The 25388-nt window shown below is 69.0% G+C and carries 24 protein-coding genes; 20 read left to right on the top strand and 4 right to left on the bottom strand.

All coding sequences use genetic code 11. From position 1 onward, the window contains the following. Nucleotides 1-3 precede the first annotated feature (3 nt). From ACQPWU_RS06575 to ACQPWU_RS06590, 4 genes are all read left to right on the top strand, one after another. A complete protein-coding gene (locus tag ACQPWU_RS06575; protein ID WP_433437655.1) occupies nucleotides 4-2886 on the top strand; it encodes a glycoside hydrolase family 3 C-terminal domain-containing protein in 2883 nt (960 codons plus the stop codon). Between the two features lie 46 nt (nucleotides 2887-2932). Beyond that, nucleotides 2933-3703 (top strand): hypothetical protein, encoded by a 771-nt coding sequence (locus ACQPWU_RS06580; RefSeq protein ID WP_433437656.1) that lies wholly within the window; start codon nucleotides 2933-2935, stop codon nucleotides 3701-3703. A gap of 51 nt (nucleotides 3704-3754) precedes the next feature. Continuing rightward, nucleotides 3755-4198 (top strand): DoxX family protein, encoded by a 444-nt coding sequence (locus ACQPWU_RS06585; protein ID WP_433437657.1) that lies wholly within the window; start codon nucleotides 3755-3757, stop codon nucleotides 4196-4198. 172 nt (nucleotides 4199-4370) lie between these two features. After that, nucleotides 4371-7028 carry a cellulose binding domain-containing protein gene (locus tag ACQPWU_RS06590; RefSeq protein WP_433437658.1) on the top strand — a complete coding sequence of 886 codons (2658 nt, stop codon included), beginning with the start codon at nucleotides 4371-4373 and terminating at the stop codon, nucleotides 7026-7028. Nucleotides 7029-7417: 389 nt separating this feature from the next. Here the strand turns inward: ACQPWU_RS06590 and ACQPWU_RS06595 are convergent, their stop codons facing one another. After that, nucleotides 7418-8605: an FAD-dependent oxidoreductase gene (locus ACQPWU_RS06595; RefSeq protein WP_433437659.1), complete on the bottom strand. Its 1188-nt coding sequence runs from the start codon at nucleotides 8603-8605 to the stop codon at nucleotides 7418-7420. Between the two features lie 113 nt (nucleotides 8606-8718). Between ACQPWU_RS06595 and ACQPWU_RS06600 the strand changes: the two genes are divergently transcribed. The 3 genes from ACQPWU_RS06600 to ACQPWU_RS06610 all read left to right on the top strand — a co-directional run bounded on the left by ACQPWU_RS06600 (nucleotide 8719) and on the right by ACQPWU_RS06610 (nucleotide 11547). After that, on the top strand, nucleotides 8719-9402 hold the full coding sequence (locus ACQPWU_RS06600; RefSeq protein ID WP_433437660.1) for a TetR/AcrR family transcriptional regulator C-terminal domain-containing protein: 684 nt from the start codon (nucleotides 8719-8721) through the stop codon (nucleotides 9400-9402). A gap of 530 nt (nucleotides 9403-9932) precedes the next feature. Next, a complete protein-coding gene (locus ACQPWU_RS06605; RefSeq protein ID WP_433437661.1) occupies nucleotides 9933-10310 on the top strand; it encodes a hypothetical protein in 378 nt (125 codons plus the stop codon). Between the two features lie 46 nt (nucleotides 10311-10356). Beyond that, nucleotides 10357-11547 carry a serine hydrolase domain-containing protein gene (locus tag ACQPWU_RS06610; RefSeq protein WP_433437663.1) on the top strand — a complete coding sequence of 397 codons (1191 nt, stop codon included), beginning with the start codon at nucleotides 10357-10359 and terminating at the stop codon, nucleotides 11545-11547. Nucleotides 11548-11728: 181 nt separating this feature from the next. Here the strand turns inward: ACQPWU_RS06610 and ACQPWU_RS06615 are convergent, their stop codons facing one another. The 3 genes from ACQPWU_RS06615 to ACQPWU_RS06625 all read right to left on the bottom strand — a co-directional run bounded on the left by ACQPWU_RS06615 (nucleotide 11729) and on the right by ACQPWU_RS06625 (nucleotide 15324). Then, nucleotides 11729-12649 carry a carbohydrate ABC transporter permease gene (locus ACQPWU_RS06615; protein ID WP_433437665.1) on the bottom strand — a complete coding sequence of 307 codons (921 nt, stop codon included), beginning with the start codon at nucleotides 12647-12649 and terminating at the stop codon, nucleotides 11729-11731. A gap of 79 nt (nucleotides 12650-12728) precedes the next feature. Next, complete coding sequence (locus ACQPWU_RS06620) at nucleotides 12729-13715, bottom strand: ABC transporter permease (RefSeq protein ID WP_433437667.1); 987 nt, start codon at nucleotides 13713-13715, stop codon at nucleotides 12729-12731. Further along, nucleotides 13702-15324 carry an extracellular solute-binding protein gene (locus ACQPWU_RS06625; protein ID WP_433437669.1) on the bottom strand — a complete coding sequence of 541 codons (1623 nt, stop codon included), beginning with the start codon at nucleotides 15322-15324 and terminating at the stop codon, nucleotides 13702-13704. The genes ACQPWU_RS06620 and ACQPWU_RS06625 overlap by 14 nt, the downstream gene beginning before the upstream one ends. A 176-nt stretch (nucleotides 15325-15500) precedes the next feature. Here ACQPWU_RS06625 and ACQPWU_RS06630 point away from each other — a divergent pair, with 176 nt between their 5' ends. The 13 genes from ACQPWU_RS06630 to sigJ all read left to right on the top strand — a co-directional run bounded on the left by ACQPWU_RS06630 (nucleotide 15501) and on the right by sigJ (nucleotide 25323). After that, complete coding sequence (locus ACQPWU_RS06630; protein WP_433437670.1) at nucleotides 15501-16700, top strand: ROK family protein; 1200 nt, start codon at nucleotides 15501-15503, stop codon at nucleotides 16698-16700. A 98-nt stretch (nucleotides 16701-16798) separates the two neighbouring features. Continuing rightward, nucleotides 16799-19576 (top strand): glycoside hydrolase family 3 C-terminal domain-containing protein, encoded by a 2778-nt coding sequence (locus tag ACQPWU_RS06635; RefSeq protein WP_433437672.1) that lies wholly within the window; start codon nucleotides 16799-16801, stop codon nucleotides 19574-19576. Beyond that, complete coding sequence (locus ACQPWU_RS06640; protein WP_433437674.1) at nucleotides 19573-20577, top strand: LacI family DNA-binding transcriptional regulator; 1005 nt, start codon at nucleotides 19573-19575, stop codon at nucleotides 20575-20577. The genes ACQPWU_RS06635 and ACQPWU_RS06640 overlap by 4 nt, the downstream gene beginning before the upstream one ends. A 126-nt stretch (nucleotides 20578-20703) precedes the next feature. Beyond that, nucleotides 20704-21117, top strand: a complete 414-nt coding sequence (gene gvpJ, locus ACQPWU_RS06645; RefSeq protein WP_433437675.1) for a gas vesicle protein GvpJ — start codon at nucleotides 20704-20706, stop codon at nucleotides 21115-21117. A 5-nt stretch (nucleotides 21118-21122) separates the two neighbouring features. Then, nucleotides 21123-21935, top strand: coding sequence for a GvpL/GvpF family gas vesicle protein (locus tag ACQPWU_RS06650; RefSeq protein ID WP_433437677.1), 813 nt, complete (start codon nucleotides 21123-21125; stop codon nucleotides 21933-21935). Between the two features lie 3 nt (nucleotides 21936-21938). Next, the gene (locus ACQPWU_RS06655) at nucleotides 21939-22169 is read left to right on the top strand and encodes a gas vesicle protein GvpG (protein WP_360688580.1); all 231 of its coding nucleotides are present in this window, start codon (nucleotides 21939-21941) and stop codon (nucleotides 22167-22169) included. A gap of 38 nt (nucleotides 22170-22207) precedes the next feature. After that, on the top strand, nucleotides 22208-22384 hold the full coding sequence (locus tag ACQPWU_RS06660) for a gas vesicle protein GvpG (protein WP_433437678.1): 177 nt from the start codon (nucleotides 22208-22210) through the stop codon (nucleotides 22382-22384). A 4-nt stretch (nucleotides 22385-22388) separates the two neighbouring features. Then, complete coding sequence (gene gvpO, locus ACQPWU_RS06665) at nucleotides 22389-22826, top strand: gas vesicle protein GvpO (protein WP_433437679.1); 438 nt, start codon at nucleotides 22389-22391, stop codon at nucleotides 22824-22826. Between the two features lie 2 nt (nucleotides 22827-22828). Then, a complete protein-coding gene (gvpJ, locus tag ACQPWU_RS06670) occupies nucleotides 22829-23149 on the top strand; it encodes a gas vesicle protein GvpJ (RefSeq protein WP_433437681.1) in 321 nt (106 codons plus the stop codon). After that, on the top strand, nucleotides 23142-23900 hold the full coding sequence (locus ACQPWU_RS06675) for a GvpL/GvpF family gas vesicle protein (protein ID WP_433437683.1): 759 nt from the start codon (nucleotides 23142-23144) through the stop codon (nucleotides 23898-23900). The genes gvpJ (ACQPWU_RS06670) and ACQPWU_RS06675 overlap by 8 nt, the downstream gene beginning before the upstream one ends. Beyond that, nucleotides 23897-24088, top strand: a complete 192-nt coding sequence (gvpJ, locus tag ACQPWU_RS06680; protein ID WP_360688586.1) for a gas vesicle protein GvpJ — start codon at nucleotides 23897-23899, stop codon at nucleotides 24086-24088. The genes ACQPWU_RS06675 and gvpJ (ACQPWU_RS06680) overlap by 4 nt, the downstream gene beginning before the upstream one ends. Continuing rightward, nucleotides 24085-24366, top strand: a complete 282-nt coding sequence (locus ACQPWU_RS06685; RefSeq protein ID WP_360688589.1) for a gas vesicle protein K — start codon at nucleotides 24085-24087, stop codon at nucleotides 24364-24366. Before gvpJ (ACQPWU_RS06680) ends, ACQPWU_RS06685 begins: the two co-directional genes overlap by 4 nt. Nucleotides 24367-24423: 57 nt before the next feature. Further along, nucleotides 24424-25323, top strand: a complete 900-nt coding sequence (gene sigJ / locus ACQPWU_RS06690; protein ID WP_433437685.1) for an RNA polymerase sigma factor SigJ — start codon at nucleotides 24424-24426, stop codon at nucleotides 25321-25323. Nucleotides 25324-25388 lie beyond the last annotated feature (65 nt).

Here is a 25388-nt window from a genome sequence, read left to right on the forward strand (position 1 = left end):
TTTATGCGAAAGATCCCGTTATTAGCCACCCTCACCCTGGCGGCCTCGCTGCTGGCGGCGCCTGCCGCCCAGGCCGCTGATTACCCGTTCCAGAACCCGAGCCTGCCGGTGGAGCAGCGGGTCGACGACCTGCTCGGCCGGCTGACGCTCCAGGAGAAGCTGGGGCTGCTGCACCAGTCGCAGGCGGCCATCCCGCGGCTGGGCATCGCGTACCACAAGAACGGCACCGAGGCGCTGCACGGCGTCGGCTGGTCCAACGACCTCAACGACAAGTGGAGCCAGAAGTTCGCGAGCGGCACCGTGTTCCCGCAGGCCGTGGGGCTGGCCAGCACGTGGGACCCGGCACTGATCAAGAAGGTCGGGTCGGCAGTCGGGGACGAGGTCCGCGGCTACAACGCCGTGGACCCGGCCCTGTGGGGCCTCCAGGTGTGGGCGCCCGTCGTGGACCTGCTGCGGGACCCGCGGGCGGGCCGCAACGAGGAGGGCTACTCGGAGGACCCCCTCCTGACCGGGGCCATCTCCACCGCCTACGGCAAGGGCCTGCAGGGTGACGATCCCTTCTACCTGAAGACCGCACCCGTGCTGAAGCACTTCCTCGCGTACAACAACGAGACCAACCGCGGAACCAGCTCCTCCAACCTGACGCCCAAGCTCAAGCACGAGTACTACGAGCAGGCGTTCAAGGCGGCCATCTCGGCCAACGCCGCGACCGGGGTCATGGCGTCGTACAACCTGGTCAACGGGCGGCCCAACCACGTCAACCCCGACCTCGGCACCACGGTCAGGTCGTGGACGGACAAGACGCTCTACAACGTCAGCGACGCCTGGGGGCCGTACGCGCTCACCGAGCTGGAGAAGTACTACGACAACAAGCCCGAGGCGTTCGCCGCGGTGCTCAAGGCCGGGCTCGACAGCTACACCATCGACGACAGCAACGCCGGGCCGCTGGCCGAGCAGCTCACGGCCGCGCTCGACCAGGGGCTCATCACCCAGGCCGACGTGGACAGGGCCGTGCGTGACGTCCTGACCATCCGCACCCGGCTGGGGCACTTCGACCCGGACGGCGGGCCGTACAAGAAGATCACCAAGGACGTGATCAACAGCGCCGCGAACCAGAGGCTCAACCGGGAAGCGGCGGGCAAGGCGGCGGTGCTGCTCAGGAACAACGGCGTGCTGCCGCTGAGCTCGCCGAAGTCGGCGGCCGTGGTCGGGCCGCTGGCCGGGGGGCTGTACAGCGACTGGTACGCGGGCAAACTGCCGTACCAGGTCACGCCGCTCGACGGCATCAAGGAGCGCGTCGCCGACGTCAGCACCGGCGCGGGCCTGGAGCGGATCGCGCTCAAGCACCTGTCCTCCGGCAAGTACATCACCGCCACCGGCACCGGGCCCGACGACAACGCGGCCCTGGTCGACGCGGCACCCACCGCGGCCTCCCAGTGGGACCTGACCGACTGGACCGGCGGCGTGTCCACCCTGCGCAACGCGGGCAACGGCAAGCTGCTCGGCGGTGACTGGCGCTCGCTCGACACCGACGACGACCAGCCCAACGGCTGGTACGTCCAGCAGCAGTTCTCCCTGGAACGCCAGTCCGACGGCAGCTACCTGATCAGGTACGCCGGCTACGAGAACATGGAGGGCTGGTACGGCCTGCCGGACCCGTACGTGACCGTCTCCGCCGACGGAACGCTCGGCCTGGCCCCCAAGGCGCAGGCGGCCAAGTTCGGCAAGGAGGTCGTCTCCGACGGCGTCGCCGCGGCCGCCGCGCAGGCCGCCAAGGCCGAGGTGGCGGTCGTCGTGGTGGGCAGCCACCCGTTCGTCGCGGCGCGTGAGTTCCACGACCGGGCCAACCTGCAGCTCGGCGAGGGGCAGCGGCGGCTGATCGAGGCCGTGCGCAAGGCGAACCCGCGCACGGTCGTCGTCCTCGAGACCAGCTACCCGGTCGTCGTGGACGCCCCGAACCTGCTGTGGACCACGCACGCGGGCGCGGAGACCGGTCACGCCGTCGCGGACGTGCTCTTCGGCGCCGTCAACCCGACCGGCCGGCTCACCCAGACCTGGCCCGCCAGTGACAACCTGCCGAGCATCTACGACTACGACCTGGCCAAGACCGGGATGACGTACCTGTACGGGAAGGACAAGCCGCTCTACGCGTTCGGGCACGGCCTGAGCTACACCTCGTTCGGCTACCAGGGACTGACCGTCAAGGGCGACAAGGTGAGCGTGAAGGTCACCAACACCGGCAAGGTGAAGGGCGACGAGGTGGTCCAGCTCTACACCCACCAGCACGAGTCCCGCTTCCAGCAGCCGGTCAAGCAGCTGCGCGGGTTCCAGCGGGTCACGCTGAACCCGGGCGAGACCCGTACCGTGACCTTCACGCTGAAGAAGTCGGACCTGGCGGTCTGGGACTACACCCGGGGCAAGTGGGCCGTCGAGAGCGCCACCCACGACGTCCTCGTCGGCTCGTCCTCGGACAAGATCCGCCTGTCCACGACCCTGCGCGTGTCCGGCGAGACCATCCCCGTGCGCGACCTGGCCAGGACCACGCGGGCCATGGACTTCGACGACTACTCGGGCGTGGCGTTCGCGGACGAGACGAAGGCCGGCGGCGAGGCCGTGGAAGGGTCGGCGGGGGACTGGATCTCCTTCACCCGCGCCTCCTTCGGCGCCCGCTTCACGGCCGGGGTGTCGTCGGTGAGCGGCGGCGCCATCGAGCTGCGCTCGGGCTCGCCGACCGGCGCCCTGCTGGGGACCGTCCAGGTGCCGGCCACCGGCGGGATCTACCAGTGGGGTACGGCGACCGCCTCCGTCAAGGCGGGCACCGGCAACCTGTACGTCGTGTTCAAGGGCGACCTGCGGATCAAGGACTTCGCGTTGACCAGGTCGTGATCAACATTCGGCAGAATCTGCGATCCCCTCATCGAAAGGAATCTCAGTGAAGAGGACGATCGCAGGTGCAGTGGTGGCGGCCATGGCCATGCTCGTGGCCGCCACTCCCGCCGAGGCGGCTCCGGCCGATCCCGTCAGGGCGCTCAAGGCGAAGCTGGTGGCCGGCAAGGGGGTGAAGTTCACCGACGTCACCTCCTTACTCCAGGACTCGGAGAAGACGACGTTCCTCAAGCGCACTGGAACGATGCAGTTCGGCAAGTCGGGGATCTCCGCGTCCGACATCACCGCCGACTACACCCGGTACCAGGGCGGCATCTTCGACCATATGTACAACCTGAAGTCCGGACGGACGATCATGATCGGAGACAAGAGCTACACCACCAGCCCGATGCTCGGCGAGGTCCCCGAGGGCAAGAAGTGGGCCAGGGACATCCTCGGCACGACCGGCGGCTGGGTCGGGACGTTCTCGCAGCTCGTCAACCCGGCCGAGCCGGCGACGCTGAAAGCCCTGCTCAGGGGGAAGAAGCAGGGCCGTACGTACTCCGGGAAGATCACCTACAGCGCGCTCGCGAAAGTGTCGCCGTGGTTCCGCGCCTCCTCGCCGTTCAGCTCGAAGGAGAAGACGGTCATCACGTACCAGCTCACGCTGGGGTCCGACAACCTGCCCAGCAAGCTCGTCACCTCCCATCTGGCCTCCTCTCACGTAGCGGAGGGCGTGGAGGTCGGTGACGGCCGGTTCAGCACCGAGACCCGCTACACGGGGTGGGGCTCCCGCGTCCGCATCTCCGCGCCGCCGAAGAATCAGATAGCGGGATGAAAGCCTTGGATAGTAGTGTTATCGATAGCACTGCTATCCAAGGAGGCTTCGGTGATTGTGATCGTGCTGCTGGTCGCCACGCTGGCGTTCCGGCTGTCCAGGGCCAAGCGGTTCGACACCTGGAGGGTGAGCGCGGCTCATGGGCTGGCCGTCATGCTGGTGGTGACGGCCGGTGCGCATTTCGTCCCGGCGGGCGTGACCTTCATGCCCAACCACGCCGACATGGTGGCCATGGTGCCGCCGTTCGTGCCGTTCCCGACCCTGATGGTCTATCTGACCGGCGTGCTGGAGCTGGCCGGGGCGGTCGGGCTCGTGCTTGAAAAGACTCGCAAGGCCGCCGGGATCTGCCTGGCGCTGCTCTTCGTGGGCCTGCTCCCGGCGAACGTGTACGCCGCGCTCGCCGGCCAGGACGTTACGCCGCTGTGGCAGCGGATCCCCGAACAGGTCGTCTACATCGCCATCGCGCTGTGGGCGGCCGGGATCGGGCGTCGTTAATTCGTTGTCTATCCAAACTATTGACCTTCGATGCGCGCGTGTGTGAGCCTTCTGGTAGAGCTCATGCGCGAAGGCGCGGTGACGGTCAGGGTCTCTGCACTCTGCTCGTGCATGGCGGTCATCTGAAGCCTTTGGGGCGCCTGCTGGCGCGCCTGGAAAGGAAGAGCCGCGCATGCGAAGAAGATTATTCGTCCTGCTGACGACTGCGGCCGTCCTGCTCGTGGCGGCGGTCGTGCGGATGTCGCCGGTCTCGGCCGTCGCCTCGGACCCGTACGCCTACAAGAACGTCAGGATCGACGGCGGCGGCTTCGTACCCGGGATCATCTTCAACCCGACGGAGAAGAACCTCATCTACGCCCGCACCGACATCGGCGGGGCGTACCGGTGGAACCAGTCGACCAAGTCCTGGACCCCCTTGCTGGACTGGGTCGGATGGGACAAGTATGGCTACAACGGCGTGATCAGCCTCGCCACCGACCCCGTTCAGACCAACCGCGTGTACGCCGCCGTCGGCATGTACACCAACAGCTGGGACCCCAACAACGGCGCGATCCTGCGCTCGACGGACAAGGGCGACAACTGGCAGGTCACGCCGCTGCCGTTCAAGCTCGGCGGGAACATGCCCGGCCGTGGCATGGGCGAGGCACTGTCGGTGGACCCGAACAACAACAGCGTCCTCTACTTCGGCACCCCCAACGGCAACGGGCTGTGGCGCAGCACCGACTACGGCGCCACCTGGGCCAAGGTGGCCAGCTTCCCCAACGCGGGCAACTACGCCCAGGACCCGAACGACTCCAACGGCTACCTGAGCCACAAGCCGGGCGTGGTCTGGGTGACCTACGACCCGCGCTCGTCCACCAAGGGCACCACCACCAAGACCATCTACGTGGGCGTCGCCGACAAGGAGAACAGCGTCTACCGCACGACCGACGCGGGCGCCACCTGGTCGCGTGTGGCCGGCCAGCCGACCGGCTACCTCGCCCACAAGGGCGTGCTGGATGCGGTCAACGGCTACCTCTACATCGCGACGAGCGACACGGGCGGCCCGTACGACGGGGCCAAGGGCGACGTGTGGCGCTACGCCACGGCGACCGGCACCTGGACCCAGATCAGCCCCATCCCGTCCTCCAGCTCCGACGACTACTTCGGCTACAGCGGCCTGACCGTCGACCGGCAGAAGCCCGGCACGATCATGGTGGCCACGCAGGTCTCGTGGTGGCCGGACGTGATCTTCTTCCGGTCCACGGACTCGGGCGCGACCTGGACCCGCGTGTGGGACTGGACCTCGTACCCGAACCGCAGCTTCCGCTACAAGCAGGACGTCACGGAGGACCCGTGGCTGACGTTCGGCACCAACCCGCAGCCTCCTGAGGTCACGCCGAAGCTCGGCTGGATGACGGAGTCCCTGGAGATCGACCCGTTCGACTCCAACAGGATGATGTACGGCACCGGCGCCACGGTCTACGGCACCGAGGACCTGACCAAGTGGGACTCGGGCACCCAGTTCACCATCAAGCCCATGGCCAAGGGCCTGGAGGAGACGGCCGTCCTGGACCTGATCAGCCCGCCGAGCGGCGCGCCCCTGGTCAGCGCACTGGGCGACATCGGCGGCTTCCGGCACACGAACCTGGACGCCGTACCGTCGACGATGTTCACGGCTCCCATCTTCACCACGACCACCAGCCTCGACTACGCGGAGAAATCGCCGTCGATCATGGTGAGGGCAGGCAGCTTCAAGGACGCCGACCGCCCGAACGACAGCCACGTGGCCTTCTCCACGGACGGCGGCGCCAACTGGTTCCAGGGCACGGAGCCGGGCGGCATCGACGAGGGCGGCACGGTGGCGGCGGCCGCCGACGGCTCCCGCTTCGTCTGGGCGCCGAAGGGCGTCACGCCGGTCTACTCGGTGGGCTACGGCAACTCCTGGCAGCAGGCCTCCGGCCTGCCCACCGGCGCGATCGTGGAGTCGGACCGGGTCAACGCGTCGAAGTTCTACGGCTTCGACGGCGGCCGCCTGTACGTCAGCACGAACGGCGGCGCGACCTTCACCGCCACCGCCGCCACGGGCCTGCCGACTAGCGGCAAGGTCAAGGCGGTCCCCGGCAAGGAGGGCGACCTGTGGCTGGCCGGTGACGGCGGCCTGTGGCACTCGACCGACAGCGGCGCGTCCTTCACCAAGGTGTCCGGGATCACGAGCTCGGTGAACGTCGGCTTCGGCAAGGCGGCGCCCGGCGGGACGTACATGGCGGTCTTCACGGTTGCCACGATCGGCGGGGTCACGGGCCTGTACCGCTCGGACGACGCCGGAGCGAGCTGGGTGCGCATCAACGACGACAAGCACCAGTGGGGCAACATGGGCGAGGCCCTGACGGGCGACCCGCGCGTGTACGGCCGGGTCTACGTCGGCACGAACGGCCGCGGCATCCTGTACGGCGACCGCACCGGCCCACCGGTAACCGTCACACCCACCGTCACCCCGACCGTCACGCCCACCGTGACCCCCACGGTCACGCCGACCACCGGGTCGGGTTGCACGGCGACCTACAAGGGAGTGAACGAGTGGTCGGGCGGCTTCCAGGCGGAGGTCACGGTCAAGAACGCGGGCACGGCGCAGATCTCGGGCTGGAAGGTCACCTGGACCTGGGCCGGAGACCAGAAGATCACCCAGCTCTGGAGCGGCACCCCGACCCAGACGGGCGCCGCCGTCAGCGTCGCGAACGCTAGCTACAACGGCTCCCTGGCACCGAACGGGACGACCTCGTTCGGCTTCACCGCCACCTACACCGGCTCCAACACCCCACCCGCCACCCTAACCTGCACCCCAGCGTAAGCAGGCAACCCCGGGAGGCCCTGTGCCGCCTCCCGGGGTCACCCGCCCTTTCGAAGCCCGAAACCCCGCTCGCTACGCTCGCCGGTCACCCGCCTGTTGCCCTGTTACCGGGCCTGCTGGAGCCCGCCCCGAGCGGACCTCGCTGTCGCTCGGACGTGCTCTCCCGGCTGTGGGTCGTGGTCCCTCAGTCGCATCGAGTTGCAAGTCATGCGCGAGGGAGGACGTGGACGGCACAATCAAAGAACACGTAGAGCCCCTCAGTGGTCCCTGGGCCGATCCACCGTCGCCACCTGGTCGCCGATGACGACGCGACCTGGCAATGCCTCGGCTTCATGACGGGATGACCGGATGGGCTTCGGCGGATGCTCTTCGAGAGGATCTAGGTGCTCTCAGGCTGCGGGAAGAGGGTCCTGGCCGAGCAGGCGCTGCCCGTTCTCGGCGGAGGCACGTACGGCGGCGAAGCCGTAGGTGACCATCGCGGCCTCGTACTCGGCCAGCGCCTGAACGAGCGGTCGCCCGGCGGCGGCCTCACCGAGTGCGGCGGCGAGCGCGCTCGCGTCTCGCAGGGCGGTGTTCGCGCCGACCCCGCCGGCCGGGCTCATCGCGTGGATGGCGTCCCCGAGCAGCGTGACGTTGCCGGCCGGCCAGGGCTCGATCGGCACGCTGGTGCGGAGGACCAGCGGGAAGACCGTGGACGTGTCCCAGTGTTCGATGATCGCGCGCACCTGGGGATGCCAGCCTTCGATCATTCGCAGGGTCATGGCGCGCAGCTCGCCCCCTGACATCGCGCGCAGCTCGTCATCGGGTGGCAGGAGCTCGCGGCGGGCTCCGAAGGAGCAGGTCATGTAGTCGTGGGTGTCGTGCAGTCCGACCTCGGGGGCGAGCCTGGCGGTGGCCTGCCGGACGGGCTCGGGGTACTCCACCGGAGCGACGCCGACGAAGCTGCCGTCCGGGCCGATGATCGGGGTGAACACGGCGAACATGTCGTCCAGGAACAGTTCGCGGGTCCGCGCCGTGAGCGGCACCTTGCCGTACAGCTGCCGCAGGCCCGTGTCCACCACGCGTGCGTGCGGCAGGTACTGCCTGCGCACCGGGGAGTTCACGCCGTCGGCCGCCACGAGCACGTCGCCGGTCGCGGTGGTGCCGTCGGAGAAGTACGCGGTGACGCGGTCGCCGGCGCCGACGCGGTAGTGCGTGAAGTGCTTGCCGAACCGGACCACGTCCTCTAAGCCCGCGAGCAGGATCTGCCGCAGCGTCAACCGGTTGACCGCCAGGTGCACGCCGTCGTCGGACGGTTCCAGGAGCGCCAGCCGCTCGAGCCGGTGATCGAAGACCGGCGTGCCGGCACGCGGGATTCCGGCGGTGGCCCGGAACAACCGGTGGAGATGCGCGGGCAGGTTCCTGGCCAGGGCCCGGTCGCCGTGCCCGTCGATGTGGATGCGGTAGCCCTGCTGCCGGGATGTCAGTGAGTCGTCGCTCTCGTACGCGGCGACGCTGAGGTTCCTCTGTCGCAGCCCTTGCGCCAGGCACAGTCCACCCAGCCCGGCACCGATGACGATCACATGCGGACTCGGCATTCCAGCCGTCCCTTCCTCGATTTGGTTCCCTAGCAGTGCAAGGGAAAGCCTAACACCGCTAGGGATTCCCTTGCACTGCTAGATTGGGACGTGCAGAGACAGGGGAGTCCCGCATGGCACGTCACGATTCCGGCTTTCCCGGCGGCATCGACGAGGCCGAGCCGCGGCTGGACCGCGCCCAGATCGCTCAGGCGGCGCTGGATCTACTGGATGAACAGGGCTTCGACGCGTTCAGCATGCGTAAGCTCGCCGTCGCGCTCGACATCAAGTCGCCGTCGCTCTACTGGCATGTCCGCAGCAAGGATGAGCTGTTCGATCTGCTCATCGACGTGGTCGTGGGCAAATGCCCGCTGCCGGCCGACGCCGGCCGTCCCTGGGCCGAGCGGCTCGTCGGCATCGGCCTCGAACTCCGGCAGGTCCTCCTGGCCCACCCCGCGGTCACCCGCCTCCTGCCGGGCAGGGTCCCCTTCGGGCCGAACGGGCTACGGCTGGCCGACCACATCATCGGCATCCTGCGCCAGTCGGGGTTCGACAACCGCCTGGCCGGTTACGGCTATCTGCTTCTGCTCTTCTATGTCGTCGGCTTCGCCGGCCAGGAGATCGCCTTCGGCAAGGGCCCCGCCAACCATGCCCGCCTCACGCAGATCACCGATTTCCTCCGCGACCTACCCGCCGACCGCTACCCACACCTGACGGCCGTCGCGGACGAGCTGACCGCCCGCCCCGGCCTCACTCACCGCTTCGAGCTGGGCCTCGTCGGAATCCTCAGCGAACTCGACCGCCAACGCCTTGAATGACGCCATCCTCCGCCGGCGGCCGCCGCTCCTGCGGGAGCGGACGGCCAGGCTGGTGGTTGAATCAGGTGTCGTTCAACGACGACGGCTGCGGCGGTGACTGGAACGGCTACTGCTGTCGCTGTTGATCCTCCTGCGCGGCCCCACCGGATTGGGCGGAGGCTCGGCGGGTACAAGCAGGCAGATTCTCGCAGCCGACATATAACGCGGGAAGGTCACGGTGTCGCCCCCTTTGAGAGATTCATGGTGGTATTCCCGATCAACCGTGTGGGCATACTCCCCAAATGCCCACATTACGCCTAAAACGGGCATAACTATGGTTTGCGGCACTGCTTCTTCGTATCCCTGGCACGCCCCGTGTCGTGGAGCAGGTGGCCTGTCGGCAGAAAAGCTCGTCTCTCTTGTAGACGATGTTTCCTTCGAGCGCTAACGTTGTCTTCGTCGGAGACGACGTTCCAGCGCAAGATCTCCACATCGGGCGTGGTAGTAGTTGAAATCCGCGAAGGAGGCCGCACAGACAAGCAGGTGCACCCATGACCGAGCGCTACCTCGGTGTCCTCGGCATCGCCGAGTCCCTGGGCGTGAGCCGTCATGCGGTGCACAAGTGGCGCAGCCGCTATTCGGACGACTCCGATCACCCGTTCCCCGTGCCGGACGTCGAGGTCGACGGAGCTCCCGGCTGGCGGCCCGATCGGCTGACGGAGATCGTGCAGTGGCGCGAGCGGCTGCCCGGCCGCGGCGCGGGCGGGGGTCGTCCTTCTCTCGCCCGTCAGGAGTACCTCAAGGAAGCGGCGTTGCGCGGCCTGACCCGGGACGAGGCCATACGCGCGCTCGCCGCGTTCACCGAGGAGTTTCCCGAGATGACCGAGCCGGAGCTCTGCGCCTGGCTCGTCGGGAAATGGCGCGGCTGAAACCCCCTTCCCCCAAAAAACCCATCAGCACAGAAGGCGATGACGCATGCCCGAAATCGGCGGAGACACCGCACCGGGATTCGAAGCAGTACGCGAAGTGTTCGCGTCCGATCTGACCGGAGAGCAGGGAACAGGTGCCGCGGTCAGCGTCTACCTGCACGGCCGGAAGGTCGTCGACCTGTGGGGCGGGATCGCCGACCCCGGGACCGGCCGACCCTGGGAGCGCGACACCCTGCAGCTCGTCTACTCCACCACGAAGGCCGTCACGGCGACCTGCGCTCTTCTGCTGTCCCAGCGGGGCGAGCTGGACCTCGACGCGCCCGTGGCGGAGTTCTGGCCGGAGTTCGCGGCCAATGGGAAGGACCGCATCCCGGTCCGCTGGCTGCTCACTCACCAGGCCGGGCTGCCCGCGATCGATCACCCGATCACTCCGGAGGAGGCGATCGCCTGGGAGCCCATGGTGACCGCGCTGGCAGCCCAGCGCCCGTACTGGGAGCCGGGCACGGAGCACGGCTACCACGGGCTCACCTACGGCTGGCTCGTCGGAGAGGTCGTCCGCCGGGTGTCCGGCCGCAGTATCGGCACGTTCCTGGCGGAGGAGATCGCCGCGCCGCTCGGGCTGGACCTGTGGATCGGGCTGCCGAAGACCGAGCAGCACCGGGTCAGCCGGATCATCGACACCCCGCCCGACTTCGAGGCCCTGGGCAGGATCGACCTGAACGCCCTTCCCGAACCCATACGCAAGGTCATGGCGGCCTTCGCCGACCCGACGTCGTTGACCAGGCGCTCGATCGGCGTCGTCACGCCCCCGCTGGACCACAACAGACCAGAGGAGCAGGCCGCCGAGATGCCGGCCACCAACGGCATATGCACGGCCCGCGCTCTGGCCCGCTTCTACGCCGCGCTCATCGGCGAGGTCGACGGGCACCGCATTCTCACGCCCGGCACCCTGGCCGCCGCGACCGCGGAACAGGTCAGTGGCATCGACCGCATCCTGCGCGTGCCCGTCCGCATAGGCACCGGTTTCGGCCTCCCGACACCGGACGCGTTCTGGTACTCCCCGACCGCCTTCGGATTCCCCGGCCGCGGCGGGTCGCTCGGCTTCGCCGACCCGGCGACCGGCCTCGCGTTCGGCTACGTCATGAACCACGTCGTGGAAGGGGTGCCGGACCTGAGGGCCGCGAACCTCGTTGCCGCGGTCCGGAGCGCGATGGGCGCCGGAGCGGTCAGCCCTTGATGGCGCCCACGATCACGCCCTTGGTGAAATGGCGCTGGACGAAGGGGTAGATGATCAGGGCGGGGGCTGACCAGGACGGCCACGACGATCGGCGTCCCAGCTGATCACGATAAAGGGCTGAGGCTTCGGTCTCAGCCCTCGCCGGCGAACAGCTCGTCGATCTATCGCAGAGAGCTGACAATCAGCCTTTGACCGCGCCGACTATGACGCCCTTGACGAAGTGGCGCTGGACGAACGGGTAGATGGCGGCGACCGGGATCATGGCCAGCACGAGGACCGCCATCCGGACGGAGGTGACCGGGACGGCGGCCAGGCCCAGGCTGCTGGGGTCCACCGTGCCCGAGGCGGTCTGCATGGGGGCGCCGTCCAGCACGTAGGTCCGCAGCACCAGCTGCAAGGGCCACTTGGCGCTGTCGTTGAGGTAGAGCATGGCGTTGAAGAACGCGTTCCAGTACGACACCGCGTAGAACAGGCCGATCACCGCCAGCGCCGCCTTGGACAGCGGCAGCACGATCTTGCGGAAGATGAGGAAGTCGCTCGCTCCCTCGATCTTGGCGCTCTCGATGACCTCTCCGGGGATGCCCATGAAGAACGAGCGCAGCACGACCAGGTTGAAGGCCGAGATGGCGCCGGGGAGGATCAGCGACCAGTAACTGTCGATCAGACCCAGGCTGTTGACCAGCAGGTATGAGGGGATGATGCCGGGTCCGAACAGGAAGGTCACCAGCACCGTGAACAGCAGTGGCCGATGCAGGAACGAGCCTGGACGCGACAGCCCGTAGGCGGCCATGGCCGTGACGCTCAGGCTGATGGCCGTACCGACGGCGGTGACGCCGATGCTGACGAGGAGCGCCTTGATCACCACGCCGCCGCCGAGCACCTCGGCGTAGGCCTGGAAGCTGAACCCGTCGGGGATCATCACGAGGCCGCCCGCCTCGTTGATGGCCTTCCCGGAGGAGATGCTCGTCAGCACCACGACGTAGATCGGGAAGACGATGACGAGCACCATGATGACGAGGCCGACCGCCTTGGTGAGCTTGCCGGCGATGGACGGCTCGTCGTCCCAGGTGGGTCGGAGCCGCGAGCGTGTGATGGACGTCATGAGACGGCCTCCGGAGTGAGCATCGCAGGGAGCGCCGGCGGACGAGGAGCGGAGCGCAGGAGGTCGTCGGGAAATACTGTCATGAGCGCTGATAGATTCCCTGTTCGCCGAGCCGGTGTGCGATCTTGTTGGAGATCAGGATGAGGACCAGGCCGATCAGGCCCTTGAAGAGGCTGGCTGCCGCCCCGATGCTGTAGTCGGCGGTCTGCAGGCCGAGCCAGTAGACGTAGGTGTCGATCACCTCCGCCGCGTCGGCGCCCACAGCGGACCGCTGGATCAGGAACTGTTCGAACCCGACGTTGAGCGCGTCGCCCAACCGCAGGATCAGCAGCAGGATGATGACCGGACGGAGGCCCGGCAGCGTGATGTGCCACATCCGCCGCCACCTGGACGCTCCGTCGACCGCCGCCGCCTCGTACAGGTTCGGGTCGATCGTGCTGAGTGCGGCCAGGAAGATGATCATGCCCCAGCCGGCGTCCTTCCACACCGACTGCGCCGTCACCAGGAGGAGGAACGTCTTGGGCTGGGTGGCCAGGTCGAAGCCCTCGAACCCGTGCTTGTCGAGCTCCTGCGCGATCAGCCCCGCCCCGCCCAGCATGTCCTGGAACACCGTGACCACCAGCACCCAGGAGAAGAAGTGCGGCAGGTACACGACGTTCTGGATGAGCGCCCGCAACCGTGGCCGCAGCACGCTGTTGAGCAGGATCGCCAGCGCGATCGGCGCGGGGAAGTAGAAGACGAGCTGGAACGCGGTGATCGTGAGGGTGTTGCGCGCGGCCTGCCAGAAGGACGGATCGCCGAGCAGGTAGACGAAGTTGCCGAACCCGACCCACGGGCTGCCCAGGATCCCGTCCACCGTCGAGTAGTCCTGGAACGCGATGACGTTCCCCAGCGTGGGGACGTAGTGGAACACCAGGAGCAGCGCGAGGGCCGGAAGCGTCAGGAGCAGCAGCTGCCAGTCCCGCCGCAGCCTGCTGCGCAGGACCCCGGCTTTCCGCCTCCTGCGCGTGGTGGCCGCGGTGGGAACGGCGGTGTCCACGGCTGTCTGGCCGCTAGATGCGGCCATTGTCCTTCAGCACCTTCGTGTAGAACGTCCGGGCCTCCTCGCCGCCCGCGTCCCGCCACTGCTGCACGACGGTCGACAGGTCGGACAGGGGGCGGCGGCCCTTGACGATGTCGAGGACCTTGTCCTCCAGCGGCTGCTGCGCGGCGGCCATCCGCGACGGGTCCTGGGTGCGCAGGCCCTTGAACGGGTAGTTCTCCACGCTCTGGGACCAGACGTCGAGGTAGGCCCCGTACGTCTTGATGTAGTCGGGCGTGTAGGGAGCCATGGGCTCGATCTGGTTGGCCAGGAAGAAGTAGGTGGCCGGCTGCGCCTCCTGCTGGCCCTTCTTGGTGTAGACGGGGAAGCCGTTGGCGTCCTTGTCCTTCCAGTCCGTGCCTTCCACGCCGTACTTCCAGGTGTGGTACTCCTGCGTGCCGATGGGCGCGGCCAGCCAGTTCAGTATGCGGAGGAGCTCCTCGACCTTCTCCTTGGGCAGGTCCTTCTTCAGGAAGACGAACATCCAGGCCGGGTCGGAGTACCACCCGTATGGCTTGCCGCCGTCGGCGGTCCAGTTGTGGGGCTGCATGTTGAAGTCGGGGTTGACCCCCGCCTGGCGGCTGATGGCCTCGTGCCAGGCGCCGGTCCCGTCATCGAAGATCAGTGCCTGACCACCCTCGAACAGTTCCTTGCTCGGGTCGTTGGCGGATCCCGCCGCGACCACCTTGGGGTGGACCAGCTCCGCATCGAACAACTTGCGCATGAAGGCGACGGCGTCGGCGTACTCCTTGGTCTCGTACTTGTGTTCGAGCTTGCCGTTCGCCAGCCGCCACTTCGACGGCACCCGGAAGGCCCGCTCGATCTCCTGGTGGAGCGTGGCGAACGCCCAGCGCTTCTTGGACTTGTCGGTGAGCTGCTTGCCCAGCTCGAACAGCTCGTCGGCGTTGTTCCAGAGCTTGGCGCCGAGCGTGTCGAAGATGTCCTTGCGGTAGTACGTCATGCGGGCCGGGCCCTGGCCCGGGTGCGGGACGGACATGAGCTTGCCGTTCCACACGCCGAACGCCCAGGCCTCCTCGGAGATCGCGGCGAGCATCGGGTACTGCGCCGATTTGTCGCCGGACAGGTAGGGGCCGAGGTCGAGGAAGAGCTTGTCCGCCTGGCGGTTGAAGTCGCCGAGCTTCTGGATGATGAAGCTGGGGATGGCGGTGAGGTCGCCGACGTTGCCCGCCGCGAGGATTGGCGCGATCTTGTCCGCGAAGCTGTTGCCATCGATGATCTGGAACTTGACCGTGGCCCCGAGCGACTTGTTGACCAGGTCGTAGTAGGGGTTCGGGCTCGGCGGCGGCGGCCCCCAGAGGGGGGTGATCGCCGTGTAGCTCCCGCCGGCTCCGGGGGTTTGCGGGACGGCCTTGACCAGGTCGCTCGGGTAGGTATTGAAGCCGATCGCGATCGGCGTGTTCACGTCGGGGGTGACGCCCTTGTAGGGGATGTGCTTGGGCAGCAGCTGGGTCAGCTTGTCGACGGCCTCGGCCTTTCCTGTGCCCTTGCGGGCCACGGGCTGGCTGCATGCGGCGGACATCAGCGTCAGGCCGGCCAGGGTGAGGAATCCGCGGCGAGTCGTGTTGGTGGCCATGGCTCGCTCCCTTCTTTCGGAGTAGGGATGGCCTCATAAAAATTAGTTGGTATTCCGGCCAAACAAATTAGTAGACTGTGACCGTAGCCACAAGGGATCGCGACGGTCACAGGTTGGTGAAGGGAGCCCACGATGCGGCATGCTGGGGTCATCTCTTGGCGGGAACGGGGCTGATATTGATCACTTCTACGACCGGCCCGCAGCCGGCCGACTTCGCCGACGTACGGGCCACCAACCTCGCGGTCGTGCTGCGGTTCGTCCGGGAGCACGCGCCCTGCTCGCGGGCCGACATCGCGGCCTCCACCGGGCTCAACAAGGCGACGGTGTCCAGCCTGGTCGCGGACCTCATCGACCGGCGGCTGGTGCGTGAGACGGGGCTGACGGAGAACCGGGTCGGCCGGCCCGCCACGATGCTGGTGCTGGACGGCTCGCCGTACGCCGCGATCGGTGTCGAGATCAATGTCGACTACGTGTCCGCCGTGGCCACCGACCTGGCGGGGGAGCGGCTGCTGACGTGGCGGCGCGCGTTCTCGGCCGGCGACTCCGTCAACCAGGGGGTGGCGGGCGTCGGCGCGATCATCAGGCGCGTGGTCAACCGCATGGCCAAGGAGGAGCGCCAGGTCCTGGGTCTCGCCGTGGCCGTGCCGGGGCTGGTCGACGTGCAGGGCACCGTACGCATCGCGCCCAACCTCGGCTGGCGCGACGCCGACCTCGGCGGAGACCTGGCCAAGGCGCTGCGCGATCCCGGCTTCCCCATCCAGGTCGACAACGACGCCAACCTCGCCGCCCTGGCCGAGCAGCGCTTCGGCGCGCACGCCGGTGCCTCCGACCTGATCTACCTCACCGGAGAGATCGGGGTGGGCGCCGGCATCATCCTCGACGGGCGGCTGCGCCACGGCCGCCTCGGGTTCAGTGGCGAGATCGGCCATGTCCAGCTCGACCCCGACGGCCCCGCGTGTCACTGCGGGCGCCGCGGCTGCCTGGAGGTCATGGCCGGGATCGGCGCCGTGCTGGGCAAGGATCCGTCCCCGGCCGAGATCCAGGTCGAGATCGAGGATTCCGTACGCCTGGCCCGCGCCGGCGACGCGGGCACCCTGGCCACGCTGGAGTCGGTGGGCCGCAGCCTCGGCAAGGGCGTGTCGATCCTGGCCAACCTGCTCAACCCCGAGGTGGTGATTCTCGGCGGCTACTACGTCCCGCTGGCGCCGTGGCTGCTGCCCGCCGTCCAGGACGAGATGGACGACCGCGTGATCGCCTCGGAGGCCGGCGGCTGCCAGGTCGTGGCCTCGACGCTGGGCCATGACGCGGCGGCGCTCGGCGGTGTCGCGAGGGTGCTGGACTCCATAGATTCGGGGAGATTGCCCCGAGTCCCTTGACCTTGGTCACGGAGGCGTGCACTCTTCAGTCAATCCACCGAAATGTCCGCGTAACTTCGCCAGGCCGGTCGTCGAAGCGCTTCGACACTCTCAGAGGGATGACCATGCAAGAATCCTTCCGCGACCCAGCGGTTCCGATTCCCGACCGGATCGACGACCTGGTGCGCCGGCTCACCCTCGAGGAGAAGGTCGGCCTGCTGCACCAGTACCAGGCGCCGGTCGAGCGGCTGGGCCTCGACGCGTTCCGCACGGGCACGGAGGCGCTGCACGGGCTGGCCTGGCTCGGCCCGGCCACCGTCTTCCCCCAGGCCGTCGGGCTCGCCTCGACCTGGGACCCCGACCTCCTGCGCAGGGTGGGCGAGGCCACCAGTGACGAGGTGCTGGCCTTCCACCACAAGGACCCGGCGGGCGCGGGCCGCAACGTGTGGGCGCCCGTGGTGAACCCGCTGCGCGACCCCCGCTGGGGGCGCAACGAAGAGGGCTACTCCGAAGATCCGTGGTTGACCGGCGTCATGGCCGCGGCTTACGCGCGCGGGCTACGTGGGAGCGCTCCCCAGACTCTCAAGACCGCCCCCACGCTCAAGCACTTCCTCGCCTACAACAACGAGACCGACCGCTGCACGACCTCCAGCAACCTGCCGCCGAGAGTGCTGCACGAGTACGAGCTGCCCGCCTTCAGGCCCGCCATCGAACAGGGCGTGGCCGTGGCCGTCATGCCGTCGTACAACCTGGTCAACGGCCGTCCTGCCCACCTCAGCCCGTTGATCGGGCAGGTGCTGCGCGCGTGGGCGCCCGACGATCTGCTGGTGGTCAGCGACGCGTACGCGCCGGGCAACCTCACCACACTCCAGGGGTACCACGACACGTTGGCCGAGGCGTACGCGCACGCGATCAAGGCGGGGCTGGACAGCTTCACCCAGGACGACGACCGCTCCGAGGCCACGCTAGGCCACGTGCGCGAGGCGCTCTCGAAGGGGCTGCTGAGCGAGGAGGACATCGACGGGGCCATCCGCCACGCGCTGTCCATCAGGTTCCGGCTGGGGGAGTTCGACGCGGCGACGCCGTACGACGACGTCAACGGCAACGTGGTCAACTGCGCCGAGCACCAGGCGCTGGCCAGGGAGGCGGCGCGGCGGTCTTTCGTGCTGCTGAAGAACGAGGGGGTGCTGCCGCTCGAAGGCGTGACGAAGATCGCGGTGATCGGGCAGCTCGGCGACGCGCTCATGGAGGACTGGTACAGCGGCACGCTCCCGTACGCGGTCACCGCCCGCCAGGGGCTGGCCGAGCGGTGCGAGACCGTGTTCTGCGAGGCCGTCGACCGGGTGACGTTGTCGTCCGAGGCCGGGCCCGTGGCCGCCGATCCCGCGGGCGGGCCGCTGAGCGTCAGCGGGGCCGAGCCGGGCATGTTCGAGCTGTTCGACCTGTTCGATTGGGGCGGCGGGGCTTACGCGCTGCGCGCCGTGGCGACCGGCCGGTTCGTGTCGGTGGACGGCGTCACGCTGGTGAACGACCAGCCTGGGCCGAACGGGTGGGAGGTGCGCCAGACGTTCAGGATGGAAGAGCGGCCGCGCGGCACCCTCGCCCTGCGCCACATCTCGACCGGCTGCTACGTCGGCGCGGGCGACGACGGCGTGCTGCGCCTGGTGGACGACGCCGACCAGGCGGTCTGGCTGGCCATGGACGTGGTCAGGAGCGGCGCCGAGCAGGCCGCCCGGCTGGCCGCCGCCGCTGACGTCGCGGTCGTGGTGGTCGGCGACCACCCGCTCGTGAACGGCCGCGAGACCGAGGACCGCATGACGCTGGCCCTCGCTCCCGCCCAGGACGCCGTGGTGCGGGCCGCCCGCAAGGCGAACCCCCGTACTGTCATGGTCGTCACCAGCGGCTACCCGCTCACCTGGACCGACGACGAGATCCCGGCCGTGCTGTGGTCGGCGCACGGCGGCCAGGAGTACGGCCACGCCCTCGCCGAGGTGCTCTTCGGCGACGCCGACCCGGAGGGCCGCCTCACCCAGACGTGGTACCGCTCGGAGCAGGAGCTGCCCGACCTGCTCGACTACGACATCATCGCCTCGGACGCAACGTACCTGTACTTCCGCGGCGTCCCGCTCCACCCGTTCGGCCACGGCCTCAGCTACACCGCCTTCGAGTACGCGGACCTGCGCGTACATCTGGAAGGCGACGTGGTCAGCGCCGAGGCCACCGTGACGAACACCGGCACCAGGCCGGGCGTCGAGGTCGTCCAGTTCTACACCCACCAGCAGCGCTCCCGCGTCAAGCAGCCGCTGCGCCGCCTGCGAGGCTTCGAGAAGGTACGCCTCGCGCCCGGCGAGAGCCGTACCGTCACCCTGACGTTGCCCGTCTCCGAGCTGGCCTTCTGGGACGTGACCAGGGGCAGGTTCGCCGTGGAGAGCTCGTCGCACCAGCTCATGGTCGGCCGCAGCGCCACCGACCTGCGCCTGAGCGCCCGCTTCGAGGTCGACGGCGAGATCATCCCGCCCCAGTCGGGGCTGCTGAGCGCGGCCGCGCACGACGAGTACGACGCGATCACGTTCGTGGACGAGACCAAGGTGGACGGCGACGCCGTCAGGTCCGACGCGGAGGGCGCGTGGATCCTGTTCCGGCAGGTGAACCTCGCCGGCGCGACGGCCTGCGTGGCGACGGCGGGCAGCACGGAGGGCGGCGTGATCACCATCCGCCGCGGCGACCCTCTCTACGGACCGTCCCTCGCCACGTTCCCGGTGCCGAGGACCGACCGCTACGCCTATCACGCCATCACGGCCTCGCTCCCGGCAGTGGACGGGGTGCACGATCTGTATGTGGTGTTCGAGAACGACGGCATGACACTGGCCCGGCTCGACTTCGGAGCCGGGGCTTGAGCGGGCGCACGGTCACGATCGCCCAGGTCGCCAAGCACGCGGGCGTGGCCGTCAGCACGGTCTCCTACGTGCTCAGCGGCAAGCGGACGATCTCGGCCGACACCAGGCGGCGGGTGCTCGACAGCATCAGCGCGCTCGGCTACCACCCCAACGCCGGCGCCCGCGCCCTGGCCAGCAAACGCTCCAACGTGATCGCGCTGGTGCTGCCGCTGCGGGCGGGCATGCACGTGCCCGTCCTGATGCGCTTCGCCAGCGCCGTGGTGACGGCCGCGCGCCGCTTCGACCACGACGTGCTGCTGCTGACCGCCGACGAGGGCACGGCCGGCATCCGGCGCGTGGCCGCGAGCGCGCTGGTGGACGCGCTGGTGCTCATGGACGTCGAGCTGGACGACCGCAGGGTGCCGCTGCTGCGCGAACTGGCCGAGCCGAGCGTGCTCATCGGCTTCCCCGCCGAGCCGGCCGGGGTGACCTGCGTGGACCTGGACTTCGCCGCCGCGGGCGCGCGGTGCGTGGCGCACCTGGCCGAGCGCGGCCACGAGGAGATCGCGCTGCTCGGCGCCCCCTCTGTGGTGTACGAGCGGGGGACGGGGTTCGCCCGGCGGACGCGCGAGGGGTTCGTGGAGGCGGTGGAGGCCCACGGGCTCAAGGGTGTCGCGCTGCCGTGCGAGGAGACGTTCGACGAGGTCTACGAGACCGTACGCGACCTGTTCCTCGACCACCCCGGCCTGTCCGGCCTGGTCGTGCACAACGAGGCGGCGGTCGGCCACGTGCTGGCGGCGCTGCGGCAGCTCGACCGGCGGGTGCCGCACGACGTGGCGGTGGTCGCCATCTGCCCCGACGACGTGGCCGAGCGGGCCAGCCCGCCCCTCACCTCGGTGCTGATCCCCGCGGAGGAAGTGGGCCGCGAGGCGGTCCGCCTGGTCATGGACAAGCTGGAAGGCCGCGCGGTGCCCGACTCCACCCTTCTCACCCCTCTCCTCGCCGTCCGCTCGAGCACCTGACGTAAGTACCCCCTCGCCAAAGATTGCGGACCGTAGTCATCCGAGTACGTCAAGCCCTGTCCGTTTTTGCGTTCTATGTGGTTCAGTGTCGCTTTTCAGGGCAGGCTGGCGGAGGCAAGGGGAGGGATGATGACTACGTCTGTGCAACCGGCGGCGACCGGCCAGATGGCCGGACGTCCGTCTCCGACGGGCCTGGCCGACGTCATCGACACGATTCTCGACAAGGGTCTCGTGATCGACGCCTATGTCAGGGTCTCGCTCGTCGGCATCGAGGTCCTCACGGTCGACGCGCGCGTCGTCGTGGCCAGCGTCGACACGTACCTGCGCTTCGCGGAGGCCGCAAACCGGCTCGACATGGCCGAGACCGGGGAGCAGGGCCTGCCCGAGGTTCTGGAGACGACGAAGGGCGTTCCCAGTGTGGATCGTTCCAAGAAGGTGGTTCAGGGGGTGCTGGAGGCGGCGGACGAGAAGCTGACCGACATCGTCGAGAGCCACGGCATGAAGAAGAAGGCTCCTCGCCGGCGCGAAGAGGAAGAGTGAGGGAGATGGGACGATCCACCAAGGTTTCCGGAGCCTCCGTACCGAAGCAGGCCACGCGCCGGCAGCAGAACATCGCGTCATACCTCTACGGGGTCGTTCCCGGGGACACGAAGCTGTCGCCCGACGATCGCGGGCTCGGTGACCCGGCCGGCGAGGTCCAGCTCCTACGGCACGGCGAGATCGCCGTCCTCGTGAGCGATGTGAACGTGGACCAGCCCCTGGGCCAGCCCGGCGACTTCCTGGCCTATGAGCGGCTGCTCGACTCCGTCGCCGCCAAGGCGTCCGTGCTCCCGTTCCGCTTCGGCGCCGTGATGGCGAATCCGGAAGCGGTCGTGGAGGAGCTGCTCAAGCCGTTCCATGACGAGTTCCTCGGCGCGCTGCGGGAGCTCGCGGGGCAGGCAGAGTACATCGTCAAGGGCCGTTACGTGGAGTCCGCGGTGATGGGGGAGATCCTCGCGGAGAACCCGGAGGCCGCCGGCCTGCGCGAGGCCATCCGCGGCCGCTCGGAGGACGTGACGAGGAACGAGCGGATCAGGCTCGGGGAGATCATCGCGGCCGGGATCGAGGCCAAGCGCGACATGGACACGCGCATGCTGCTGGACGCGCTGGCCTCGCTCTACTCGACGGCGGTCGTACGTGAGCCGACGCACGAGCAGGACGCCGTGCACGTGGCCATGCTCGCCAAGGTCGACGAGCAGAGGGCGCTCGAGAAGGCGCTGGGCCGGCTGGGCGAGCGCTGGGAGGGACGGGTGAACCTCCGGCTGCTCGGGCCGCTGGCGCCCTACGACTTCGTCGTCGCGCAGGAGCAGGGGGCATGACCCATGGGCCTGCTGGGGCTGATTTTCGGGTGGCCGTTGGCGCCCTTCCGCGGGCTGCTCTGGCTCGCCGAGCTGTTCCAGGAACAAGTGGAGATGGAGACCAGGAACCCCGCCTCGGTCAGGCGGCACCTGGAGGAGATCGAGGCGGCCAGGGAGGCCGGGGAGATCACCGAGGAGGAGGAGAGCCAGGCGGTCGAGCGGGTGCTCCAGCTGATGGCCGCGGGGCGGAGGTAATCGCATGATCGAGAAACGCGCCACCGCCACGCGGCCGCGTGAGGCTCGCGAACCCCGTGAGGCTCGCGAACCCCGTGAGGCTCGCGAACCCCGCCTCGGTCAGGCGGCACCTGGAGGAGATCGAGGCGGCCAGGGAGGCCGGGGAGATCACCGAGGAGGAGGAGAGCCAGGCGGTCGAGCGGGTGCTCCAGCTGATGGCCGCGGGGCGGAGGTAATCGCATGATCGAGAAACGCGCCACCGCCACGCGGCCGCGTGAGGCTCGCGAACCCCGTGAGGCTCGCGAACCCCGTGAGGCTCGCGAACCCCGTGAGCCCCGGCCTCGTGAGGCTCGCGAACCCTGTGAGCCCCGGCCTCGTGAGGCTCGTGAAGTCCGTGAGCCCCGGCCGAAGGGGTTGACGGCCATGACGGCCGGTGAGGTCGGGTTCCGGCATATCGCCGATCTGACCACGAAGCACGTCGAAGGGGTGACGGCCGTCGAACCGGCCGAGGACGGCTGGAAGGTCGGCGTGGAGGTCGTCGAAGACCGCCGCATCCCCTCCTCGGGCGACATCCTCGCCCTTTACCAGGTCGAGATCGACACGGAGGGGAACTTGCTGTCATATCGGAGGCTACGGCGATATCGGCGCTCCAACGCCGACACCGGTGAGGCGTTGTGACCATGGACAGAGTAGGAACGGCGGCCCCTGTGGTGCGCCAGCCGTACGGCGGCGCGAGCCGCGAGCCGGCCAACCTCGGGGACATCCTGGAGCGCGTGCTCGACAGAGGTGTGGTGATCGCCGGCGACATCCGGGTGAACCTGCTGGACATCGAGCTGCTCACGATCAAGCTGCGCCTGCTGATCGCCTCGGTGGACACGGCCAGGGAACTGGGCATCGACTGGTGGGAGCACGACCCCTGGTTGTCCGGGCGGGACCGCGAGCTGATCGAGGAGAACCGCCGCCTGCGCCGCCTCCTCGCCGTGAGGGGCGGGGATGAGTGACGCCGGCACGTACGTGTACGCGGTCGCCCGCTCGGCCGTCGAATGCCCTGAAGGCGTCGCTCCCGTGCGGACGATCGCCGGGGCCGGCCTGGTGGCCTATGTGAGCACGGTGCCGCTGGCGGAGTTCGGCGAGGAGCCACTGCGCCGCTCCCTGGAGGACCTGGACTGGCTGGCGGTGACGGCCCGCGCCCATCACCGCGTGGTGGACGTCGTGGCGACCGCCACGCCGACGGCGCCGGTCCGGCTCGTCACCGTGTACGCGGACGACGACCAGGTGCGCGATCTGCTGGAGCGGCGCAGGGACGACTTCCTGGAAGTGCTCTCCCATGTCACGGGGCGCAGGGAATGGGGCGTCAAGGCGTACGTGGGCCCGGGCGCGGCCTCCCCTGCGACGGAGGAGGGCGATGGGGGAGCCGGGGACGACGTGGGGAAGCCCGGGACCGCCTACCTCCTGCGCCGCCGGGCGAGCCTGCGCGGCCGGGAGCAGGCCCGCCGGCAGATCATGGGCCGCGCCGACCACATCCACGCCACCCTGTCGTCGCTCGCCGCCGCGAGCTGCCGCCACCGCGCCCAGGACCCGCAACTCTCGGGCCGCGACGAGGTGATGCTGCTGAACGGCGCTTACCTCGTGGACGAGGGTCGCGACGAGGAGTTCGCCGCGACGGCCGGCAGCCTCGGTGGGGACGGGGTGGAGGTGCACCTCACCGGCCCGTGGGCCCCGTACTCCTTCACGGTCCTGGAGACATCTTGAGACGTGACGTGGTGGTCGACGACCGGATCCCGCCCGAACGCGTGGCCCTCGTGGACCTGCTGGACCGGTTGCTGGCCGGCGGTGTCGTCGTGACCGGCGACCTGGTCCTGTCGATCGCGGACGTGGACCTCGTACGCATCTCGCTCCGTACGCTCATCGTGTCGATCGAGGGGGATGAAGTCGCGTGAGCACGGACAGTCCCCGCCTGCGCATAGCCGCCGACTCGGAGACGATCGAGCGCGACCTGAGCCGGCTCGTGCTCACGCTGGTCGAGCTGATCCGCCAGCTCGTGGAGCGCCAGTGCGTGCGCCGCATGGAGCAGGGAGACCTGTCGGACGAGCAGGTCGAGGTGCTCGGGGTGACCTTGATGCGCCTGGAGGAGGCGATGGCCGACGTGTGCGACCGCTTCGGCCTGGAGCCCGAGGATCTCAACCTGGACCTTGGCCCCCTCGGCACGCTTCTCTGATCACCCCTGTCCATGCCGCAAAGCAGGGCGAAGTCGCGTCAAGTTAGCATCGGTCGCGTGGATGGCCGTATGGCCGGCGCGGGGTCGGCGGAAGTGTTCGAGGGGCAGCGGGCGCGGCTGTTCGGGCTGGCGTACCGGTTGCTCGGCTCCGCCTCCGAGGCCGAGGACATGGTGCAGGAGACATACCTGCGGTGGAGTCAGGCCACCGGGCCGGTCGCGGTGCCCGCCGCGTGGCTGACCAGGGTGCTCACCAACCTGTGCCTCACCCAGCTCTCCTCCGCGCGGCGGCAGCGGGAGAGCTACGCGGGGCCGTGGCTGCCGGAGCCGGTGCTCACCGGCGACGGCGCGCTCGGGCCGCTGGAGACCGTCGAGCAGCGCGAATCCGTGTCGCTGGGCATGCTGATCCTGCTGGAGCGGCTGACGCCGACGGAGCGGGCGGTGTTCGTGCTGCGGGAGGCGTTCGGGCACAGCCATGCGGAGATCGGCGACATCCTGCGCATCGACGAGGCGCACTCCCGGCAGCTCCACCGGAGGGCCAGGACGCACGTGGGGGAGCCGCGCAAGCGGTTCGAGAGCGATCGGGAGCATCACCGCCGCATCCTGAAGGGGTTCTTGGAGGCGACCATGAACGGGGATGTCGCCGCCCTGGAACGGCTGCTCGCCGACGACGTGGTCGCCTGGGCGGACGGCGGCGGCATGTCGTCCGCGGCGCGGCGGCCCGTGCGCGGGCTGCCGAAGGTGGTCCGCTACCTCGGAGGGCTGCTCGCACGGCCGGAGGCGGTCGGCGCGATGGTCGAGATCCTGGACATCAACGGCGAGCCTGCGGTGTTGATCTGCTCGTCAGACCGCGACCTGGTGGCGATCATGGCTCTGGAGGTCGCCGGAGACCGCGTCGTCGCGATACGGACCATGGTCAACCCGGCCAAACTCGCCTTCGCCACCGCACAGCTCGCCTGACCGAGGTGTGAGCTCGATCACACGCCGATCCCGTCACGGATGGGCGGGCTCGCCAGTTCAAGTGG

The organism is Nonomuraea sp. CA-141351 (genome assembly GCF_050944675.1).
Taxonomy (GTDB): Bacteria; Actinomycetota; Actinomycetes; order Streptosporangiales; family Streptosporangiaceae; genus Nonomuraea.

What these genes read in the sequence shown, in the direction of transcription:
- ACQPWU_RS06635 (WP_433437672.1), top strand. Translation starts at nt 16,799, where the DNA reads ATGACCATGCAAGAATCCTTCCGCGACCCAGCGGTTCCGATTCCCGAC.
- ACQPWU_RS06655 (WP_360688580.1), top strand. Translation starts at nt 21,939, where the DNA reads ATGGGCCTGCTGGGGCTGATTTTCGGGTGGCCGTTGGCGCCCTTCCGC.
- ACQPWU_RS06590 (WP_433437658.1), top strand. Translation starts at nt 4,371, where the DNA reads ATGCGAAGAAGATTATTCGTCCTGCTGACGACTGCGGCCGTCCTGCTC.
- gvpO (WP_433437679.1), top strand. Translation starts at nt 22,389, where the DNA reads ATGATCGAGAAACGCGCCACCGCCACGCGGCCGCGTGAGGCTCGCGAA.
- ACQPWU_RS06605 (WP_433437661.1), top strand. Translation starts at nt 9,933, where the DNA reads ATGACCGAGCGCTACCTCGGTGTCCTCGGCATCGCCGAGTCCCTGGGC.
- ACQPWU_RS06575 (WP_433437655.1), top strand. Translation starts at nt 4, where the DNA reads ATGCGAAAGATCCCGTTATTAGCCACCCTCACCCTGGCGGCCTCGCTG.
- ACQPWU_RS06675 (WP_433437683.1), top strand. Translation starts at nt 23,142, where the DNA reads ATGAGTGACGCCGGCACGTACGTGTACGCGGTCGCCCGCTCGGCCGTC.
- gvpJ (WP_433437675.1), top strand. Translation starts at nt 20,704, where the DNA reads ATGATGACTACGTCTGTGCAACCGGCGGCGACCGGCCAGATGGCCGGA.
- ACQPWU_RS06600 (WP_433437660.1), top strand. Translation starts at nt 8,719, where the DNA reads ATGGCACGTCACGATTCCGGCTTTCCCGGCGGCATCGACGAGGCCGAG.
- gvpJ (WP_433437681.1), top strand. Translation starts at nt 22,829, where the DNA reads ATGGACAGAGTAGGAACGGCGGCCCCTGTGGTGCGCCAGCCGTACGGC.
- ACQPWU_RS06620 (WP_433437667.1), bottom strand. Translation starts at nt 13,715, where the DNA reads ATGGCCGCATCTAGCGGCCAGACAGCCGTGGACACCGCCGTTCCCACC.
- ACQPWU_RS06595 (WP_433437659.1), bottom strand. Translation starts at nt 8,605, where the DNA reads ATGCCGAGTCCGCATGTGATCGTCATCGGTGCCGGGCTGGGTGGACTG.
- ACQPWU_RS06610 (WP_433437663.1), top strand. Translation starts at nt 10,357, where the DNA reads ATGCCCGAAATCGGCGGAGACACCGCACCGGGATTCGAAGCAGTACGC.
- ACQPWU_RS06625 (WP_433437669.1), bottom strand. Translation starts at nt 15,324, where the DNA reads ATGGCCACCAACACGACTCGCCGCGGATTCCTCACCCTGGCCGGCCTG.
- ACQPWU_RS06615 (WP_433437665.1), bottom strand. Translation starts at nt 12,649, where the DNA reads ATGACGTCCATCACACGCTCGCGGCTCCGACCCACCTGGGACGACGAG.
- ACQPWU_RS06650 (WP_433437677.1), top strand. Translation starts at nt 21,123, where the DNA reads ATGGGACGATCCACCAAGGTTTCCGGAGCCTCCGTACCGAAGCAGGCC.